General features: G+C 36.1%; 25 protein-coding genes and 1 riboswitch. Of the genes, 9 read left to right on the top strand and 16 right to left on the bottom strand.

The annotated features are described in order from the left end of the window. Positions 1-101 precede the first annotated feature (101 nt). The 7 genes from ACLHDG_RS14340 to ACLHDG_RS14310 all read left to right on the top strand — a co-directional run bounded on the left by ACLHDG_RS14340 (position 102) and on the right by ACLHDG_RS14310 (position 5,093). Positions 102-584, top strand: coding sequence for a hypothetical protein (locus tag ACLHDG_RS14340; RefSeq protein ID WP_415406921.1), 483 nt, complete (start codon positions 102-104; stop codon positions 582-584). Between the two features lie 138 nt (positions 585-722). Further along, positions 723-1,076, top strand: coding sequence for a hypothetical protein (locus ACLHDG_RS14335; protein WP_415406920.1), 354 nt, complete (start codon positions 723-725; stop codon positions 1,074-1,076). 2 nt (positions 1,077-1,078) lie between these two features. Then, entirely contained in the window at positions 1,079-1,384 is a 306-nt protein-coding gene (locus tag ACLHDG_RS14330) for a plasmid mobilization protein (protein ID WP_415406919.1), read from the top strand. Between the two features lie 8 nt (positions 1,385-1,392). After that, positions 1,393-2,787 carry a hypothetical protein gene (locus ACLHDG_RS14325; RefSeq protein ID WP_415406918.1) on the top strand — a complete coding sequence of 465 codons (1,395 nt, stop codon included), beginning with the start codon at positions 1,393-1,395 and terminating at the stop codon, positions 2,785-2,787. Position 2,788: 1 nt separating this feature from the next. Beyond that, entirely contained in the window at positions 2,789-3,049 is a 261-nt protein-coding gene (locus ACLHDG_RS14320; RefSeq protein ID WP_415406917.1) for a hypothetical protein, read from the top strand. Positions 3,050-3,069: 20 nt separating this feature from the next. Then, positions 3,070-3,459 carry a helix-turn-helix domain-containing protein gene (locus ACLHDG_RS14315; RefSeq protein ID WP_415406916.1) on the top strand — a complete coding sequence of 130 codons (390 nt, stop codon included), beginning with the start codon at positions 3,070-3,072 and terminating at the stop codon, positions 3,457-3,459. Between the two features lie 476 nt (positions 3,460-3,935). Beyond that, a complete protein-coding gene (locus ACLHDG_RS14310; RefSeq protein ID WP_415406093.1) occupies positions 3,936-5,093 on the top strand; it encodes a transposase in 1,158 nt (385 codons plus the stop codon). Positions 5,094-5,447: 354 nt separating this feature from the next. Here the strand turns inward: ACLHDG_RS14310 and ACLHDG_RS14305 are convergent, their stop codons facing one another. Further along, a complete protein-coding gene (locus ACLHDG_RS14305; protein ID WP_415406915.1) occupies positions 5,448-5,924 on the bottom strand; it encodes a hypothetical protein in 477 nt (158 codons plus the stop codon). Between the two features lie 90 nt (positions 5,925-6,014). Next, a riboswitch (cyclic di-GMP riboswitch) is annotated at positions 6,015-6,093 on the bottom strand. 371 nt (positions 6,094-6,464) lie between these two features. Between ACLHDG_RS14305 and ACLHDG_RS14300 the strand changes: the two genes are divergently transcribed. Further along, on the top strand, positions 6,465-7,022 hold the full coding sequence (locus ACLHDG_RS14300; protein ID WP_415406914.1) for a DUF4136 domain-containing protein: 558 nt from the start codon (positions 6,465-6,467) through the stop codon (positions 7,020-7,022). A 398-nt stretch (positions 7,023-7,420) separates the two neighbouring features. Here the strand turns inward: ACLHDG_RS14300 and ACLHDG_RS14295 are convergent, their stop codons facing one another. From ACLHDG_RS14295 to ACLHDG_RS14250, 10 genes are all read right to left on the bottom strand, one after another. Further along, positions 7,421-8,158, bottom strand: a complete 738-nt coding sequence (locus tag ACLHDG_RS14295; RefSeq protein ID WP_415406913.1) for an LssY C-terminal domain-containing protein — start codon at positions 8,156-8,158, stop codon at positions 7,421-7,423. A gap of 618 nt (positions 8,159-8,776) precedes the next feature. Further along, positions 8,777-8,929, bottom strand: a complete 153-nt coding sequence (locus ACLHDG_RS14290; RefSeq protein ID WP_415406912.1) for a hypothetical protein — start codon at positions 8,927-8,929, stop codon at positions 8,777-8,779. Between the two features lie 294 nt (positions 8,930-9,223). Beyond that, complete coding sequence (locus ACLHDG_RS14285) at positions 9,224-9,436, bottom strand: hypothetical protein (RefSeq protein WP_415406911.1); 213 nt, start codon at positions 9,434-9,436, stop codon at positions 9,224-9,226. Beyond that, positions 9,423-10,232: a hypothetical protein gene (locus ACLHDG_RS14280; RefSeq protein ID WP_415406910.1), complete on the bottom strand. Its 810-nt coding sequence runs from the start codon at positions 10,230-10,232 to the stop codon at positions 9,423-9,425. The genes ACLHDG_RS14285 and ACLHDG_RS14280 overlap by 14 nt, the downstream gene beginning before the upstream one ends. Positions 10,233-10,246: 14 nt before the next feature. Next, complete coding sequence (locus ACLHDG_RS14275; RefSeq protein ID WP_415406909.1) at positions 10,247-10,462, bottom strand: hypothetical protein; 216 nt, start codon at positions 10,460-10,462, stop codon at positions 10,247-10,249. A 194-nt stretch (positions 10,463-10,656) separates the two neighbouring features. Continuing rightward, complete coding sequence (locus tag ACLHDG_RS14270; protein ID WP_415406908.1) at positions 10,657-10,968, bottom strand: DUF6291 domain-containing protein; 312 nt, start codon at positions 10,966-10,968, stop codon at positions 10,657-10,659. 66 nt (positions 10,969-11,034) lie between these two features. Beyond that, positions 11,035-11,274 (bottom strand): hypothetical protein, encoded by a 240-nt coding sequence (locus ACLHDG_RS14265; protein ID WP_415406907.1) that lies wholly within the window; start codon positions 11,272-11,274, stop codon positions 11,035-11,037. A gap of 93 nt (positions 11,275-11,367) precedes the next feature. Continuing rightward, the gene (locus ACLHDG_RS14260; protein WP_415406906.1) at positions 11,368-12,405 is read right to left on the bottom strand and encodes a hypothetical protein; all 1,038 of its coding nucleotides are present in this window, start codon (positions 12,403-12,405) and stop codon (positions 11,368-11,370) included. Continuing rightward, a complete protein-coding gene (locus ACLHDG_RS14255; RefSeq protein ID WP_415408347.1) occupies positions 12,402-12,626 on the bottom strand; it encodes a tyrosine-type recombinase/integrase in 225 nt (74 codons plus the stop codon). The genes ACLHDG_RS14260 and ACLHDG_RS14255 overlap by 4 nt, the downstream gene beginning before the upstream one ends. Positions 12,627-12,658: 32 nt before the next feature. Next, entirely contained in the window at positions 12,659-13,588 is a 930-nt protein-coding gene (locus tag ACLHDG_RS14250; protein ID WP_415406905.1) for a tyrosine-type recombinase/integrase, read from the bottom strand. A 360-nt stretch (positions 13,589-13,948) separates the two neighbouring features. Between ACLHDG_RS14250 and ACLHDG_RS14245 the strand changes: the two genes are divergently transcribed. Beyond that, positions 13,949-14,359: a hypothetical protein gene (locus ACLHDG_RS14245; RefSeq protein WP_415406904.1), complete on the top strand. Its 411-nt coding sequence runs from the start codon at positions 13,949-13,951 to the stop codon at positions 14,357-14,359. Between the two features lie 6 nt (positions 14,360-14,365). On the opposite strand, the gene ACLHDG_RS14240 is transcribed toward ACLHDG_RS14245, so the two are convergent. From ACLHDG_RS14240 to ACLHDG_RS14220, 5 genes are all read right to left on the bottom strand, one after another. After that, on the bottom strand, positions 14,366-15,073 hold the full coding sequence (locus ACLHDG_RS14240) for an OmpA family protein (protein ID WP_415406903.1): 708 nt from the start codon (positions 15,071-15,073) through the stop codon (positions 14,366-14,368). A 158-nt stretch (positions 15,074-15,231) separates the two neighbouring features. Continuing rightward, complete coding sequence (locus tag ACLHDG_RS14235; protein ID WP_415406902.1) at positions 15,232-15,429, bottom strand: glycine zipper domain-containing protein; 198 nt, start codon at positions 15,427-15,429, stop codon at positions 15,232-15,234. A gap of 144 nt (positions 15,430-15,573) precedes the next feature. Beyond that, positions 15,574-16,761: a replication-associated recombination protein A gene (locus tag ACLHDG_RS14230; RefSeq protein ID WP_415406901.1), complete on the bottom strand. Its 1,188-nt coding sequence runs from the start codon at positions 16,759-16,761 to the stop codon at positions 15,574-15,576. Between the two features lie 3 nt (positions 16,762-16,764). After that, positions 16,765-17,643 carry a pseudouridine synthase gene (locus tag ACLHDG_RS14225; RefSeq protein WP_415406900.1) on the bottom strand — a complete coding sequence of 293 codons (879 nt, stop codon included), beginning with the start codon at positions 17,641-17,643 and terminating at the stop codon, positions 16,765-16,767. 112 nt (positions 17,644-17,755) lie between these two features. Then, the gene (locus tag ACLHDG_RS14220; protein ID WP_415406899.1) at positions 17,756-18,724 is read right to left on the bottom strand and encodes a KpsF/GutQ family sugar-phosphate isomerase; all 969 of its coding nucleotides are present in this window, start codon (positions 18,722-18,724) and stop codon (positions 17,756-17,758) included. Positions 18,725-18,794: the final 70 nt, after the last annotated feature.

Here is an 18,794-nt window from a genome sequence, read left to right as displayed (position 1 = left end):
TGGACAGGGTCATGAAATATATTTTGTGACCCTGACATTGTTTTCAGATTAATCTATACTGGCACAATCTTTAATAGAGAACACAAAATTAGGAGATAACGATGCAGAGTAAAACTTTTGAAAATACATATTTATATTTAAGAATGAAGTATAACACTTTTTTTGTAAATAAAGATATTGTCGCACATGAAATGGATGTGGAGATTGCAACTATTAATGCAAGGGTTGCCAGCAAAATGAGTATGCCACCGTATATCAAAATTGGAGATAGTAATAATAGTAAGTTAGTAGTAACTCTTGTTGATTTAGCTTACTACATATCCGAGGGTACAGGTAGTATCTTGTCAGAAACGGAAAGACGTGAATATATTTATCAATATTTTACTAATAAATATCCACGGTTGCTTTTATCAAAGAGAGATTTTGCAAATGAATTAGGTGTTTGTGATAATACTTTGGGGACATATATTCAGAAAAAATACATTTGTAAGACTAGACGACAAGGCACCTCAAGTAATGCAAAAATCATATTTAATTCTAATGATATTTCAGATTTTTTTAGCAGAGTTATTCAGACAATGTAATCAAGATTTGAATAGAGGGGAAGTACGCCCTCTGCGGAAGAGCCAGCATATGTTTTGTCTGGCATCCGCCAGAAAAACAAAGCTGGTTAGGGAGACCCTAAAACCCCTTCAAAACTAAACAAAAAAGGAGAAATAAAGATGTTAAGGCAAGCAATTATAGAACAATGGCAGGAGAGGTTTACTGAAGATGATCCAAGATATGCAGACAGGAAAATTAAAAAAGTAGAAGAGTGTAATAACTTGAATGAGTTGTTGTATCACTGTATGAACATAGATATCGATGGACATCATCTTATTGCTGACAAAATTAGAATGACCCACCGTGACTTTGCGTTTTTTCTATCGGCTTTCAGAGCGATGGATCAAGGGCATATTTTTGAAGGCGGTGAAGATGGATTTTATTATCGAGAAAATATAGCAGTTAAGAATGGGAAAAAAATTTATGACTATGTTTATCCTGATGAAACAGTAATCAGGTACGAAAGTGTTTAGTGATGGAAAAGAGAACTATAAAAAAATCATTTCGATTTACTCCAAATGAGTGGAATCAGATTGAAATTAAATGTGAAAAGGTAGGGCTTACTCCTTCACAATATTTTCAAAAAATTGCAACTACTGGGAGAGTGGCAAAACAAGATTGCTTAAAAGAGAAGCAAGTGTATTTATCTCAAATTGCCATAGTGTCTAATGGTATCAATATTATTTCACGCAACTTAAATAGTGGTAATAGATTTGATTCTTTTGTGCTTCAGGTTTTATTAAAAATAGAGCAGAAATTGAATGATGAGTGGTTGCCATGATTTTGAAGATGAATAGAAAATCAAAGGGTAAAAAAGGTGTTGTGGAATATTTATTGAATGAACGTGAAAATTTGGGTACAGCTATTACATTACGAGGCAATCCGCAGGTGACTCAATGTCTTATAAAAGCAATAGAGCGTAAGCATAAATATCTCTCTGGTGGGCTTATGTTTGCGGAGGAAGAGGATATTTCAGATAAGCAAAAACAGGAAATAATGGATGCCTTTGAAGAGGTGCTTTTTGCAGGATTAGTATCCACTCAATACAATATTTTATGGGTTGAACACAGCGACAAAGGGAGGATAGAATTAAATTTTGTAGTGCCACGTATTGAGTTGAAGAGTGGCAATGACTTAGATTTATATTCACACAGAAGAGATTTGCCTCTTTTTGATATGTGGAAAAATGGGATTAATGCAAAATATAATCTTGCAGACCCTAACGATCCACGAAGAGCAAGGACAATGACAGAGCGAACTAAGGCTGCAAGAGGTGCAGGAACTATAGTAGCTAATCGAAACTCTCTTGACGAGACATTGTACCAGTTAGTTCAGAGTGGACAAGTAAAAAGTAGAGTTCAGATGTTGGAATTACTAGAAAAGAGTGGTTATATAATTACACGGAAAAACAGTGAAGGTATTAGTGTAAAACACGAGGATATAGGTAAAAAGGCATTACGTTTAAAAGGAGGAATTTACAGTGAAAACTTCACAGGCACTGGAGGCATTGAAAGTCTCAGCCAAGAACGAAAGCGAAGAATTACAACATATGATAATCGAGTTGCACGAGGAGAGACTAGGGGAAATAGAAGCACATATCAAAAGTATATACAAACAAGATTTGATAGACATGAAAAACGACATGCAAGACCTAGACAAATTGATACGCCAAAGCCACAGACTACTCAAAAAAGAGATACAAACAACATGGTGGCAAAGAGTAATAATGAAGATACAGGGAGAGTAGAAAATGACAGAGTTAGAGAATTTATTGTGGCAAGTAGAAGAAAACGAAAAAAACGTTTTGCAAGAGCGAAAGAGCGAGAGGTTGAATTATTTAAACAAATTAAAATCTCTAACATTAGAGTATCAGAGAGCCTTGGAAGTGCAGAGCAAGAATCATTTATTGCTGTTACAGAAGCAAGAGAATCAATGGAAGAAGGTATTGCAAGAGATGCAAGGCGAGTTGATGCAGCGATTATCCACGGAGGTACAAAAAACAGAAGTTTTACAGGAAGAGTACGAGAGCTATTTGAGGGAATTAATGGACACCTTACAGAGCTTAAAAAGTCAATTAAAGGAGTTGTAAATGAGATAAAGAAGATGAAGCTATTTAATCAGGCAAAAGAGCAAGTGGTGTCTAAACGAATTAGACCAAAAATTAATTTATCACCAAGGAGATAACATGAGCAATTGTATTTTGTGTAGCAAGAAAGGTGAAGAGCGTAAGTATTTCTTCACAGAACAGTCACTGTGTGATGAGCACTGTATTGGATACTATAAGTATTTGATTGAAGGTTTTAAAGATGAAGTCACAACTGAGTCTGCGAGTAGTGCTTTGGGGAAGTGCAAGATAGAGTTAAAGCCCACGGCAGCTCCTATTAAACCTATGCCGAAGCCAAAACCTACTCCCTATCGCAGCAACCCATTCAAGATGGGAATGTAGTTTAGAATAGGCTTGGACAAATGAAAAATTATCAATCCCAAAATCCCAGTAAGAACTTTGTTATGGTGGATAAAGGGATTGATGATGATCTCACTCCAGATGCGTATTATTTGTTGATAAAGCTTATGAAATTGGCTCCAAATGAAAATAACAGTAATGATGCTCTAAAAAAGAAAACAGGCTTCTCTAAACGAAGGTTTGATCGTGCTAAAAAAGCATTGGTCATAAAAGGTTACCTTGATACTAAACAGCTCTATGGTAATCATTATGCTATCTACATTGGTAAAGAATCGGTGAAAGATTATAAAAAACGATTGAAGAAATCAGACAATAGATATGAACAAAATGAGATTAGAAAAATTAAAGAAAAGAATGTAGACAGCTGCAAAAAAGAACTGTCTAAATTATAGAGAGTCTCAAATTGATACCATCTAAAATTTAGGTGGCACCAATTTGAGACTTTCCAATAGTGTAAAGAGAGAAGACTTGTTACAAGGTATGGCTCAAAAAGTTAAACCTCATTAGTAGTGTATCTAAAACGCTACGCTTATTCTTACACAAAGTCTGAAGCAAGCTTCAGATTTGTCCAAGAATATTTAGATACATACTAAGGAGAGCTTACTTTTTAAACCTACACGCTACGCAATTGCTACTTCAGGACTCTGTCCCAAACCCTGCTCTTCGCCAGAGAGGCAGACAGAGAATTATCTTTATTCTTATTAAATAATGTGTGGAGATGAAAACCTTATAAAGTTATATATTGAGCCACTTGCAGATTCTAATAAAAAGTTGATTATTAAGAGTATAACGCAGAAAAAAGCTGATTCTGATTTCAAAAGGTTATAATTTTTTACCACAAAAATCTAACAAAAAAAAGAGTCAGCTTATGAAAAAAATTATACCTTCACTTTCAAAAATGTGGCTTAAAGTCATTAATTTAGAGCAGAGCCTTTTTCCCAAACTACAAGAATCTATGGGGTCGTTAAGTCCTAAAGAAGAAAAGCTGATAAAGATCCTTGACTTTGCAGAAATAGAAAGGTTTGTCTCCACTGTACAGATCACTAATCCACCTAAAGACAGAGACGAGATGGCTCGTGCCTTTATTGCCAAACAAGTCTATAATTTCCAGACTACAAGTGCATTAATAGACAGATTGAAAATTGATAGAACATTAAGAGTCATATGCGGATGGAGACATCACAATAAGATCCCCAGTGAATCTAAATTCAGTCGTGTCTTTAAAGAATTCAGTCAACAACGTATTGCAACCAAAGCCCATGATATTTTTATAGAGAACTATTTAAGTGAGACACTTTTCTTTTATAGCAGTATTGATTCCACAGCTATTGAACTTAGAGAAAAATCTGTGAAGAGTAAAAAAGAAATCAAGCCAAAACGAAGACAGGGACGTCCAAAGAAAGGAGAAGAGCTTCCTCCTAAAAAGCCAAGTATTCTACAACAGCAGGAGAAAATGAATGAAGCCAAAGAAATATTATCTCTTATAGGAACAGAGTGTAATACTAGTATCAAACAGAATTCAAAAGGTAACCGGCACAAATGGACAGGAGGTAAACTTCATCTCTCAGTAGTAGATGGTGATATTCCTATCACAGCACTATACTCTTCTGCATCTGTGCATGATAGTTCATTGGCATTACCGCTCATTAAACAGAGTAGTCAAAAAGTAAACTATTTGTATGATCTGGCTGATGCTGCCTATGATACCAGTATCATAAGGAATTATTCTAAAAAACAAAATCACAAACCCATTATTGATATCAATCCAAAGAATTCAAAAAAGCTGAAAGAGAAAATAGCTTTAGCTAAAAGTGAAAAGAAGATATTACAGCCACTCAGACTCTATAATAACTCAGATGATCTGCACTACAACCAACGAAGCAGTGTTGAAAGAGTCAATGCCTATTTGAAAGACAACTATGGATGCAGTAAGATCTATTATCAAGGAGCCCAAAAGGTAGCTTCTGTGTTAGCTTTTGCTGTGTTGTCTGTCTGTATAACTCAATCTCTGAAGCTTGTTACCTAACTTTGTCTAAATAACAGAACCAAAACACCATCTCATTAAACTCAAACCATAAAGCACGCAGTAAAAATAGGGTTTTTAGTGATTTTTATGGTTTTAGCTGTAAATAATCTGATAGACAACCTTTTTTCAATAGTAGATTATAGACTATTGAAAATTAGGTGCTTTATGATGTTGAATTTGCAAGTGGCTCTATTTTATAAGGTTTTGAAAATAAGATGTTTGGTTCTTATTTCGTTTTCAAGAACAGTAAATGGTTGTCTCAATAATTTATTAGGTATAAGCAATAATCACTCCTTAAACACTACATATAGACTCCCATCGAGAACGAGAGAAGTGAGCAGGAAGAGTACTCAACTACCTCTCATGTTTTTTATGTTTGTTATGCTTCTTATGGCTTTTATGCTTTTTGTGTTTTTTACGATCATCATAATCTCTATCCCGACGGCGATCTTCATAGTAACGCTTCTCACCCTGATGTTCACCTAGATAGTGTTTGTTGTGCTTATAGTAGCCGTTCTTATGGTTTGGGTGCTTCTTTTTCTTATACTTTTTTTTGTGGTCTTTTCTATAGTGATCTTGATATCCTCTTTTATAGTAGCGACCACCATTCAGTCTTCTACCATCATAGTAGTACTGTCCCTTTCTCCACTCTCCACCATAATAGTATCTGTTGTTGTAAAAGTAGTAAGGTCTGTCATCACGGTACTGCGGTTTATCAAAAGCACCTAAAATAACATCCGTCACAACTCTTTCGAGCAAAGACTCTGCTGATACTTGTATAGGCATACATACACTTAGACAGACCAAACCTGTCATAATCACTTTTTTCATAGTTTCTCCTAACTTAGATAATTGATTTAATAAAATTTTTGGATAAACAAGAAAAAAAGCAGAACTATAGAAGTAAAGCCCCATCGGGCATTTAGCAACCTGGCGATCTTAATCTTCAAGACCCATGGCTTTCCGTCCCTGCTTTACAACAAGTTTGGCACAATAAATAGTATTTAAAATATCTCTTAACTCTAACGTAGCTATTATATATTCTATTTTATTAAATCACTATTAGCAGCTTGGAACTAATCTAACAAAACTTTTGTGATTAACATAATTTATCTAAAGTATATGATTGTCTACTATATAAAAATTAAAACCCTATAAAATTATATATTTTATAAGATTACTGTAGATACGAAAAAATGCAGAAAAGTCGTGAATTTACACTTGTTCCAATCATTCTCTATATTTAATACAATATGATTTGCCAATTTCAGATAACATTTATTAACGTATAGAAATTTTTTTGCTATACTTTAACGGATATATCAAACAACAGTATGTCTATACTAAATGTTTCTAAATATGGAGATTAAAATGACTAAAACACTACTTTTTATACTAAGTACACTTATCTTTAGTGGCTGTTCAACAATCAATGTTACCAATGATTTTGATCCGGCTTTTTCATTTAACGATGTCAAAACCTATGCCATTCTGTACAAAAGCAAAAACGATAGTGATACCCTCACTGATGAACGTATCAAGACAGGAATCGATACTCAGCTTAAACAAAAAGGTTACATAAAAGTAAAACGAAAAGATGCCGACATCTATATTGTTTTTCATACCGATGTACGAAACAAAACAAAAATTGTACAGGATTATCAATATATAGGAATATCACCTTATAGATATGGTTACGGCTATGGTTATGGGGGGATGATGGCGGTACCAGTTACCCGTACATATAACTATGATGAAGGTCAACTTCTCGTTGATATACTCAATGCTAAAGACAATAAAATTGTTTGGCGTGGTGTTGCAACAGACAGCTTAAAGCAGCTTAAGACACCAGAAGAACGAGTTGAATACATTAATAAGGTTATGACATCGATCTTTAAAGAGCTGCCTTCAAAAACAATGACACTCTAATGCTGTACCTTAGCTAAAATATTGGAGCGTAACGGTTACGAAGCTCCATTCATAGCTCTAGAAATATATACTAATAATTAAGTATTTTTAAAGAGCTTTTTTAGAGCTAATGAAAAACACTTGATTAAAGTTTGCGTAGAACTATAGATAGAAACGTTATAAATTAACATAGTTTATGGCATATATCGATACAACGACATTCAACAGTATTAGATTAGAAATGAAAACTTTATAAAGTTATATGTTTTATAAGGTTTTCAAACAAGATTTATTTATATTATGAGGAAAAGTAGCAAGTTATCAAATATCTTTTATCATGAAGGTTGTAATTGATGAAATATAGCCCTGTAAAAAGATTGACATCCTGATAAGTTAGTAGCGAAAAAGTCTATTCAGTCTTATTTTATATCTTCTTTATTTTGTTTTCTCTCCGTTGCTCGTTCCCATGGCAAGTCCTTAATGCTATCGAGAGAAAGTCGATCTTCACCAAGGATGAGTACTACCCTCAAGCCGTCAGTATAAAAAGGATCCTCAGTGTAGTTGAACCGAGGTGCTTTGCGGTCAGAGTAACCGACACCCTTAACGTAACCTACCGCCCGTAAGGTCTGGGAGGCTGCAATATCCATGGTAATGTACAGGCGTGCTTCATCTACTACAGGATCTATCTTGTGTGTAATGATAGTCTTGCTGGAAAATTTAATGCCTATGTCGCGACTGATCTGACCCACAAAGACCTTCTTCCCATTCAGGGTCACTGGTGCACGCCAAAGCCGCAGATGGTTGCGTTCGTCTACGGTACTTCGGGACTTCTGCAGTGCAATGTCCTGCGGTCGATCAAAGAGATAGAGAGGAGAGACGGGAGATGTTCGGTATTTCGATCCGAATACAGACGAAATAGCTGTATTCAACATGCTAGCGCCATGCATCGTCTCAGTGAGATCCCAACCCCGGCGCGCCAAGGTCGCAAGTACATGTGTACCATCACCGACAATCACAAGATTGAGAGGATCGCCCGCTGTTTCTTTATCACCACCCAATACACAGCACGGTAGTGTTTCGAGGTAATGACGCAGTCCTTCAAGATCAAGGTCCTGAAGCTCATTTTTTGTGTATAGTCGATCGAAGTCCACGCGCATGAAGTCCGCCTTAAAACCTGGTACAAGCTGGACAAACTCAAACCGCCGCGCCTCGTTATCTCCAAAAAGCGTAACTTCAAAAGCCTTGCGGCCCGGGTCAAGATTCGTGTAGACATAGCCCGAAACTGTGCTGCGCGGTAGCACAACAATCGGTATATGTCTGTCCATAAACATGTCTATCTTGTCGCCAAGGCTGCCTTTTTCCTTCAGGCCCTCCTCGTCATCCAGGTTGCTCTCGCCGTATGAGCGGAACATCCAGGCAACCTCCGATGGCGAGAAATAGTCCGGATCGATGCTCAGTAGCATTAAGTAGAACTCTTTGTCTTCAGTGTTCTCTATCTCGAGCCAGATGGGCTGAACTCCTTTTTTTGCAAGCGGTATTTCAAAGCTCTTCTTTGTCTCTTCAGGGCTCAATACGACAGCGGAGACCTTAACACCCCTATCGATCTGAGTTTCAGCACGTGCGCGGTAATCCATTGATTCAGTCTGGGGAGTAGGAGAAATCGTACATCCGGCAAGCAAGAGGAATAACAGCAGAACTATTGCCCGAACAGGGCCAACTTTGCCAAAACATCGGATCATCTTCAATTTCATCTCTGCTCCTGTGTAAATGTTATACTAAATCCAACAATGATATTTGATACCTACATGGATATTCTGTTCTGCTTTCCTGATACTGCTACTCGCATCTTTTTCCCGGATCACTGCATCATCTTCAATATAGAGTGCCTGCAATATTTTATAGCAATTAAGTGATGACTGTAGATACATAGATTTTCTCTTTGTGAGCTCTTTTGTATTATTGTAGCCAAAGCCTGATTTAAGATATCTAAAAGTATTTCGTGAAGATATTAACCCACATTACGTTTTTTCAAATATTGGAATCTATATGATTTACATATCATATTCAAAACCTTATAATCTAACATATTTTATAAGGTTTATCTCTGTAGCGACGTTTGGAGACCCATTTTATGTAACCAAGTATGGAAAACCTTATAAAATAGTCTATATAGCATGTTTTATAATGAAAAGTCTTTGACTTTGAGAATTAAATCTTTACTATTAGGTGATTGTGTTGTATATCTTTTTTTGCTCTATCATCAACTGCTTATATTCCTCAATTAAGGAATGAAGACCAAGACTTATCTTCAGAGCATTCATTTTTGATTTCTCTTTGCCATCAAGTGTCTTAGAACCAGTAGATTTTAACCAAGGCTTTGTTATTGAAATGCGCTCACGTTGCATCTGTTTGAATTGTTGGCTACATTTTTTCATTTTCTGTTCCCTTTGTTTCAAATAGTATTGCATCTGTAATTTCATCAGGTTGTTCAAGCTGTTTTTGTAGTTCGTTTTCACTTTCATCTTTTTTTTCAGAATTTTGATGAAGATGGTTATGTTGGGTTGCTTCTTTTATAAAAGTAGTACGTTTTGGATTTGTGATCTCATTGATAGCCATGATACTTTTTCGTGTCTCTTGCATTACCTTCAACTGCATATCAGATAGTATTTTAAAGTTATCTAACTGCTTACCTGCATCACCCATTAAATTATGCGTTACTTTACTGTTAAATAGCTGTAGCTGCAATATATTCGTAGTGAGTAAAGTTATCTGTGCTTTTGTATCACCACTCTGCATTTTCTCTACCATCTCTTTAATATCATCATGTAAAACATCCTGTGAATTCGGAGGCATATCTTTTCCATTTTGTTCCAATATATTTATCATTCCACTCATAAGAGGATTACTAAACTGCTTTGTGGCAAGTTTTTCATCAGCTTCTTTTTTTTGAACGCCCTTTTTGATTACATGACGGTACTTCTCACGCCATAAATTACATTGTTCAATATTGATTTCAAAATCATCTATAATATCAGCATCACTCATACCACAGGAAGCCATTGAAATATAAAGTTTGATCAACCCTTTTTCAAATGCTTGGATCACCAGTTTATCTTGCATCAAAGTTTGGGATATGTTTAGCTCATCAAATATATCTTCTAGCGTGTATTGATCTTCTGCATAATCTTCAATATCTTCCAGTATCTCTGGTGTTAATTTACGTTTTGCCATAATAAAATATCCTTCTAAGACTTATTAGTTTTGATCGATGTTGCTTCACATTTTAAAGACTTTAAATTGTAATTAATATCTCCTGTCCAACGAAGTGCCGGGATTTTTCCATCCATGATCGCTTCAACTAATTGGTCAATATCTGGTCCATCATCCTTATCATATAGATAAGGTTCAATCTGCCAAAAAACTTTGCGTTTTTCTTCTTGTGTTAATTCTGCGTATTTCATTTTTTATCCTTCTTGTTAGTCTTTACTCTATAAGCTAATAGGCTTACTAGTTGTTTTGCTTTATGTGTGCGCGTTATTTACTAAGCTAATAGGGTTTTTCTTGATACATGCGTTCTGGCTCTTAAAAAAACCTAACTAAACTAAACCATACTTTACTATACTGCTTAGTTACGCTTAGCGTTGTTTAGCGGTGCTTACTTTCTTCTTGAAAGTCCACCCTTGCGCCCTGTTTTTATCTTTTGTATACGCCCATGAAGCCAGTCTCTCAGGTTCTCATCATGTTGCTTCCTAAACCTATTAAAAGCCATCTTGACAGGTATCTGATATTCCTCATCAAGCTCTGGTAATACTCTTTGTGTTGCATATTCATAGATAGAATACATCAATAGTGCTATGTCTGAATCTTTGAGAAGTTTTATTTCCTCAAACATATCATCTTGAATGAGGAACTTGTTTTTCTTTTCCAAAAGTTTAAGCTCTTGATCTGTAAAGTGCTCTTTGCTCATGAACTTATCTTTGCGATAACTTTATCTTGTAAAGTAGTGAGTTGATATTCTTTCATAATGCACTTCTTACATTGTCTTTATGGTCTGAGATAGAAATTCAGATATATCAATAATATTAAAGATTACTTTGGCATTTTTTGCTTTACCTAGCTTCTTATAATTTGGCAACCCAAACCCCCTGGCAATATATCCGTCAATAGTAGAGTAACTTATGCCTAACTCATTTGCCATTTCAGCTTTTGATAGGGTTGATTTGTTGTAGCGTGTTTTGAGGTCGTTGTAGATTAGTTCTTGTAGTTGATTCATAATGTGCCTTTCTGTTTTACTTGGCATCATTATAGGGATAAATATGGTAGATAATAAGAAGTTATTTCCTAAATATTCGGATATAAGGTTAGTTTAGTTGTTACCTATATAAGTTATTTTTTTACCAAAAGCTCTTTCCATAATAAAGCTTGTTATTTCATCTTGTGTAGCTCCATTTTTTTTCATTTTCATTTGCATTCTAGAGGTTTCTAAAGAGTATTTTTCTAGTGCTTTTTTTTGGATTGATTTTTTAGGCATACGCTTATAGTCACTAATGATTTTTATAATGCCTTGTACTCCATCATCGCGCATAGTTCTGTTCTCTTCATAATAATCCCAATAATTTGAAGCAAGATCATGCAGTATATCTTGCGGGTGTTTTGGTAATTTATTATAAAAAGGAGGTTTTGCATTTGTAAGTTCTCTGAGTTCTCGTCCATTGTTCATAATAGTAGTGATTTTTTCTCTAAACCTTTTTTCTTCTATTTTATGTTTCTCAAGCCATTCGTTGTAATATGCTATTTCTCTATAGGCGTTAAGTGCAAGTTGTATAATGAAACTATCACCTTCCTCTATCCATTCATGATAGAGATGTATATCGTTGAGGTCTCTAATCATTTCAATAGGATAAACAAAGGCTAGTTCATCAATATTATTATCAATATAAATATCTAGCTCCTCAATCACTTTTTTTATAAAATATTTTTGTTCAGATATGTTTAAATCTGATTTGTGTATTTCTACAATATGTCGATGTAGTTCGCTTATTGAGAAGTAGCTACTTTTGTATATATCCATTATAGCAATTATAGCTGCCCCCATTAATTCCTTTTCCTCATCTGTAAGTCTTATCTTTTTGTCGTCTGCATAAGAAGAATACTTATCTAAATCCTTTACCTTTATATAAACATACTCACAATTATCTTCATTTTCTACTACAAATCGATAAATATTTATGGTAGGGACTTTAGAGCTTTCTGGTATTTCTTGATTAAGCCATCTTTCTCCATTGTTTTCTAAAAAGCCTTGTTGCTCTTTCCATAAGGTTTTAACTATCTGTTGAGCTTCTTTTTGATATTGAGTAGTAAATGGCAATGGAAACGGTGTTGTTTTACCACTTTGTATAGTCATTTGTAAAGTCCTTTAACCATCTTCATCCCACTATCAGGTGCTAATTTTGCATATCTCATTGTCATTTTGATGTCTTTATGATTCATTAGTTTTTGTATTGTAAAGATAGGTGTGCCATTAATCGCAAGATGTGAAGTAAATGTATGTCGCAGAGTATGGATCACAACACGGTTTTTTCTATCACTTGTGTCTAATCCCTCATTGAAAAGCCTGTTGAGAATAGGACGTATCGTGACCGATAAGGCATTAACACTTAAAGGGGTAGCTTTTTGCCACCTATGATGTATTCAGTAGCCTTTAATGGCTTGCTGAGTGTCTTTAGCGTAGCTTTGAGTTCGTCATCTATAAAGCCATTGTATGTATCATTGTTTTTGAAGTCTTTTAGTGTGACTGTATTACGTTCCAAATCTAAATCTAGCTTGCGTATATTTAGTATGCTTTGAAGTCGCCCACCAGTAGAGAGTGCTAATTTTACAAAGAGTAAGGTTCTGGGATTAGAAGAAAGATCCTTTAGGAGTTTTTGAACTTCATTTGTGCTTAGATAGCGTTGTCTGTCACTATCTGTAGTGAGTTTACTCACTCCTACACAAGGGTTAATGACTTTTAACTCTTTATTTTTTATGGAATAGTTTATGATCGCACTCATGAGTTGTATTATCCCATTAATTGTATTCTCTGCCCTACCCTCACCTTGTAATTTTTGTCTGAACTTTTGAATGTCGTCTTTTTTAAGCGTTGCTAGATTTTCTTTACCAAAGGTAGGGGCTAAATGTTTATTATATTTATTTAGTAAATGTTTCTTTGCTCTGGTATCGCAGTTGAGGTTTGTATCATCTAGTTTTACATTTGCTTTTGCTTTATCGTCTAGATCATGAAACTTTTTACACTTATTACAAGTCATACATCGCTTATCATCAAAATACACTTTTGCCAGTTGATCTAATGTAATTATATTTTTTTTCTTTTTGTGAGCCAGAGGATCTTCTCCTAGCAGCACTTGATTTGTGAATTCACTTCTTTTTACATTGGATATAATCTCTGTAATACCATCAGATTTTTTACCAACTTTATGAAAAACCTTTTTGCCAAATTCATTTTTATAGGTAACATAATATGTAATATCCCCATCTTGTAAATGGTTCAAATATACACCGTTATACTTCTTTGATTTCACTCTAGCCATGATGTGTTTCTTGTTTAAGGTTTTGTTGTTTATTGGTTATATTCATTTTGCTACCCTTTTGCTACCCCAGTTCTTCGCTGTACTCGATATAGAGATTGTTTTGCTACCCTATTGCTACCCATCTTTAGGGAAACTTGCTAGAATTATAAGATACTTGATATAATATAGAGATTAAGGGAAGTGCTTTTATAAGGGCATTAGAGGGTAGTATGGGTAACTTTAAGGAAAGCGATAAAATATATTTTAAAAACTCCTCTCATCCGCACCATCTACTTTAAATTACTTCACTTAAAATTTTTAACCAATATTTTTTTAAAAATTATAGTATAATTCGGATTATTAAATATATAGGAATTTATTATGGACAAAAGCTTACTTATATTTATCGCAATAGGCGTAGGATTTCTTTATTTTATTACTAACTTTGTGGGTGAGATCCAGGAAGAAGATGATAAGTATCAAAATATTGAATATCAACAAAAACATATGTATGATGAGTATCAGAGTGTTGACAGTATAGGTCGAGAAATTTTAGATCTTACCGGAACTGATGCTGCAACACAGATGGCTGCATGGAAAAAGAGTAGACTTAAACAAGATTTTCTTGCACTGTTTCCTGACTTTGATGCTATGAAAAAATTTGCAAAAGAGAGAACTAGAGGAGATGCTTTGCAGGCAAAACTCTTTAAAACAGTTGATGATGTAGAGAGTAAATATTTTTCTGGAACGATGAATGCTGAACAAGCCAAGCGAGCGCTTGACTTAAAATAGCTTAGTTTAACGACAAGGATCAGACATTTTATTTCTATCTGCATAGAGGTAAACTTCTACACGTCTGTTGAGTGCTCTGTTCGCATTACTGTTATTTGGTGCGATAGCTTTATCGTAGGAGCATCCTTTTGTTTTTGGATAGCCATTTACTGCAAGGAGATTTGCTACAGTATTTGCTCTTCTCTGTGAAAGACCCTGGTTGTAAGCGTAGCTTCCCTGGTCGTCTGTAAATCCTGCAACACCTACAACTGTTTGAGGATAGTTCGCTAAAAGTTGTCCCACTTTTTTTACTTTTGATTTTGCTCTTGATTGTAAGTTAGCTGAACCTGAAGCAAACATCATAGGGTCTCTAAACATGATTTTTACATAATTATTGGTTTTTGACACGATGAGTTCATTATTTGGATCCAGTGCAGCGAGTGGATCATTGTTTACCCCTGTACCAAGTGCACGTGCGATTTCATTGGCCTGGTTATCCATACTATACCCAATAGCGCCACCTGCTGCAGCACCTAAAAGTCCACCAACTATGGCACTTGTTGCATTGCGGCTACCTGTATTGTATCCTATCATAGCCCCAGCTAATGCACCTGTGGCTGCGCCTGTTTTTGTACGATCATAACTCTCATCTTGTACTAGTCCGGGTTGATTGTAACACCCTCCCAGCATAAATACTGCGATAGTAGAAGCAAGTATTGGTTTAAGTAATTTCATTGTATCTCCCTTTTTATTGATTGGTACGTATATAGAACAAAGTCCTATATACTACAGCTAACGCTAAGTTCTGCGACTCAGCATTTAGTGCTTTGCTTGCACTGCATTTTAGATGCTTGTCTTCAGCAGAGAGCTCACACAACTAGTTGTGTATAAGGCTATTGCCATCCGCCAGTCTGTTGTGGTTCAGGATTTTGACTGTCTATGGCATTACCAACACCAGCACCAACAGCAGCACCAAGAAGACCACCTACAAGAGCACGTTGCCCTCTGTTATGACCTTTGGTATTATATCCTATGACAGACCCTGCCAGGGCTCCAGTTGCTGCACCTGTTTGTGTTGCATTACTGGGCATTGCCTCTGTACCTGTACAACCACTTAATATGGCAATACTTGCACTGGAGGCAAGTATTATTTTAATTATATTTCTTTTGATCTTTAGCTCCTTGTTTTATTGCAATTGAATTTAAGTATAACATAGAAATGTGTTAAAAATGTGTCAACTATTTATGGATTTTATTTTTTCATGCCACTGCCATAAAGTCTTTTCAAATCCTATGTGTTGTGTTTGGTAGAAGTGTAAAGAAGTGGAAAGATAAGATTGTTCTACCCATCCTCCAAAATCATGTGGATATATATAATTTTTAGCATGGGTTTTGATATGAGAGGGAATAGGGTGTATTTCCCCTTCTTTTATAGATTGTAAAGCAGAGTTGATGGCTAAATAGGCACTATTTGATTTGGGTGAAGAAGCAAGGTATATCACCAATTGGGAGAGTGAAATTCTAGCCTCTGGGTAACCAATATGTTTCACGATGTTTAGTGTAGAGCTTGCCAGGTTCAGGGCAGGGGGGTTTGCATTTCCTATATCTTCACTTGCAAGTATGGCTAAACGTCTGGCAATAAACTCAGCTGGTTCCCCACCGTCGATAAGTCTGGCAAGGTAGTAGATAGAAGCATCAATATCAGACCCTCGTATACTTTTGATCATGGCAGAAGTGAGTTCATAATGACTTTCACTCTCAGAGCTGCCTGCTTGCATAGCATGAGGTCTGATCTGCTTGAGTGTATCCAAAGTGATAGGTGTAGTGACTATCTGTCCACTCTCAAGTAGATTTAACATGGCTCTTACATCACCGCCACTGGAAAATACGAGGTACTCTGCTGCATCATCATCAATGGAAACAGATTCCAGTGCTATGATCTTTTGAAGATAGCTGAACATCTCTTCTTGGCTTAGTGCTTCAAATTCAAAAAGATGAGAACGTGAACGCATGGCAGCAGTTAACGAGTAGTAAGGGTTTTCAGTAGATGCACCTATGACAAGAGCAGAGTTGTTTTCCATAAAAGGAAGAAGAACCTCTTGTTGGTTTTTGCTCAGCCTATGGACTTCATCTATAAAGATAAGCGGCTTTTGCAAAGCGTTGGCATATTCTTTAAATATCTTACGTAGATCATCTATTTTGAGGGTGGTGGCATTCATCTCATAAAAAGGTCTGTCCAGTTGTGTAGCGATGACTCTGGCAAGTGTCGTTTTCCCGCATCCCGGTGGTCCATAGAAAAAAGAGTGGGGCAGGGCATTGGACTCTATGAGTTTTCGTAGGGAAGATGTCCCCCCTAAAAGATGAGACTGTCCTATGAGCTCATCAAGATCTTTAGGACGATATTTTAGTGCAAGATTTACCAAGATTTAGTCTTTTTTATTAAACTTTTTTTGATTAAGTACTTTATTCTTCTGATACTCTTTTTCGCGTTTATTCTCTTCTTCCTGTTTTTTAGCATTGGCTTTATTGTAGATGTCTGCTTTTTCATTCTCTTTTTTGCGTTTCATGAACTTATGTACATCATCATACTCTCTTCGTGTAAAAAATCGTGTTTTGTTGGTAGGAAGATTATTGAGTTCTATCCCTCCGAAGGCTACACGTTTAAGGTCAAGTACTTTTGCTTCAAAGTGTGCAAAGAAACGTCTCAGTTCTCTGTTCTTACCTTCTGTAATCGTTACACGAAGCTTAGAAAAGTTTTTACCTTCGGCTCTTATTTCAAAATGCGCAAAAGGAGCAAACTCCATACTGAATATTTTACTTTTTTCATGACCACCTGCACGTGCATCGTCAAGTACAAGCCCCTCTTTCATCGCAGTGATCATCTCTTCACTGATAGGTTTGTCCAATTTTAAGTTATAGGTACGGTCTAAGCCACTCTCCATAAGAGCAGTTGCTACCTCTGGCGTATCCGTTAAGAGCAAAAGTCCCTCTGAGGCATAGTCCAGCCTACCAACAGGTACAAAGTGCCTGAATTTACCTGCCAGTTTATGGTAAATAGTTGTACGCCCTCTATCATCTTTCTTGCTAACAAGCGTTCCTTTTGGTTTATTGTAAACAATAATAGTGAGTTCTTTGCTGGGTTTGACCTGTTTGCCTTTAACATAGATATGGTCACCTTCTTCTACTTCATAGGCAAAATCTTTCAATACTTTTTTGTTGAGTGTGATCTCGCCCGCTTCTATCAGTTTATCCGCTTCACGTCTTGAATATTTTGTGTTGTGCGAAATATATTTATTTAATCTCATTTGTATTATCCTTAGGACGCACACAAAGCAAAGCTTCGTATGCTACGCTGACGCTGAGTCATCTTCAGCAGATGGCTCATACGACTAGTCGTATTTATTGTTATTGTTATTTTCATTTACTTTTAATACCAGCATTGACCAGATCATGGATATGCAAGACCCCTAAGATTTCCCCTGCCTCATTAGTGAGAGGAAGAAGTTGTATACGGTCATTTTCTATGATCTCAAGCGCTTCACTGGCAAGCAGTTCGGTATCATGATAGCTTTTAGGGTTTTTACTGGCATAGTCTATGGCTAAATGCTCTAGACTGAATCCCTCTTGCATCAGCGCACGTCTAAGATCCCCATCACTAAGTAGTGCAATAAACTTATCTGCTTCATCAACAATAAGTACTGTACCAAGTTTTCCTTCACTCATCGCTACAATAGCTTCTTTGAGCGTTGTTTGGGTGTCAATAATAGGTAAAGACTCTGTTTGCATCAGATCTTTGATCTTAATAAAAAGCTTTTTACCCAAAGAACCTCCAGGGTGAAAAGAAGCAAAGTCCTCTTTTTTGAAGCCTCTTTTGTTCATCAGTGCAACAGCCAGTGCATCACCCAGTGCCATGGTAAGTGTCGTAGAGGTAGTAGGGGCTATATTTAGAGGGCAGGCTTCTTTTTCGACAGAGATATCAAGAAAAACATCTGCATATTTTGCAAGTGAAGAATTCTCATTACCCGTAAGTCCAATAAGTGGAATATCAAAACGTTTGATATGAGGGAGTATCTTTGTCAGTTCCTCACTCTCTCCACTGCTGCTGATAGCAATTAAAGTATCGTCTTTTCCTATCATCCCTAAGTCCCCATGCAGTGCTTCTGTCGGGTGCAAAAAGAAACTCGATGTCCCTGTGCTTGCAAAAGTAGCAGCCATTTTGGCACCTACCAGACCAGATTTACCTACACCGGTGATGATCAATTTGCCTTTGGTATGCATGATCAGTTCAATAGCATCTAAAAAGTTTTGATCAAGACGCTCTGCCATTTTGTAGAGTGCCTCTGCTTCAATCTGAAAAGTTTCTTGCGCGATTTTAATAAGATCCATATGACTACTTTATGTTTTGATGAATGATTATAGCATAGTGAAGGTTAGGGAGGGCAAGGGTATGTTATGA

This window comes from Sulfurovum iocasae, assembly GCF_047716765.1.
Classification (GTDB): Bacteria; Campylobacterota; Campylobacteria; order Campylobacterales; family Sulfurovaceae; genus Sulfurovum.
The sequence above is the reverse complement of the archived record's forward strand: the minus strand, read 5'-3'. Positions and strand labels throughout refer to the sequence as shown.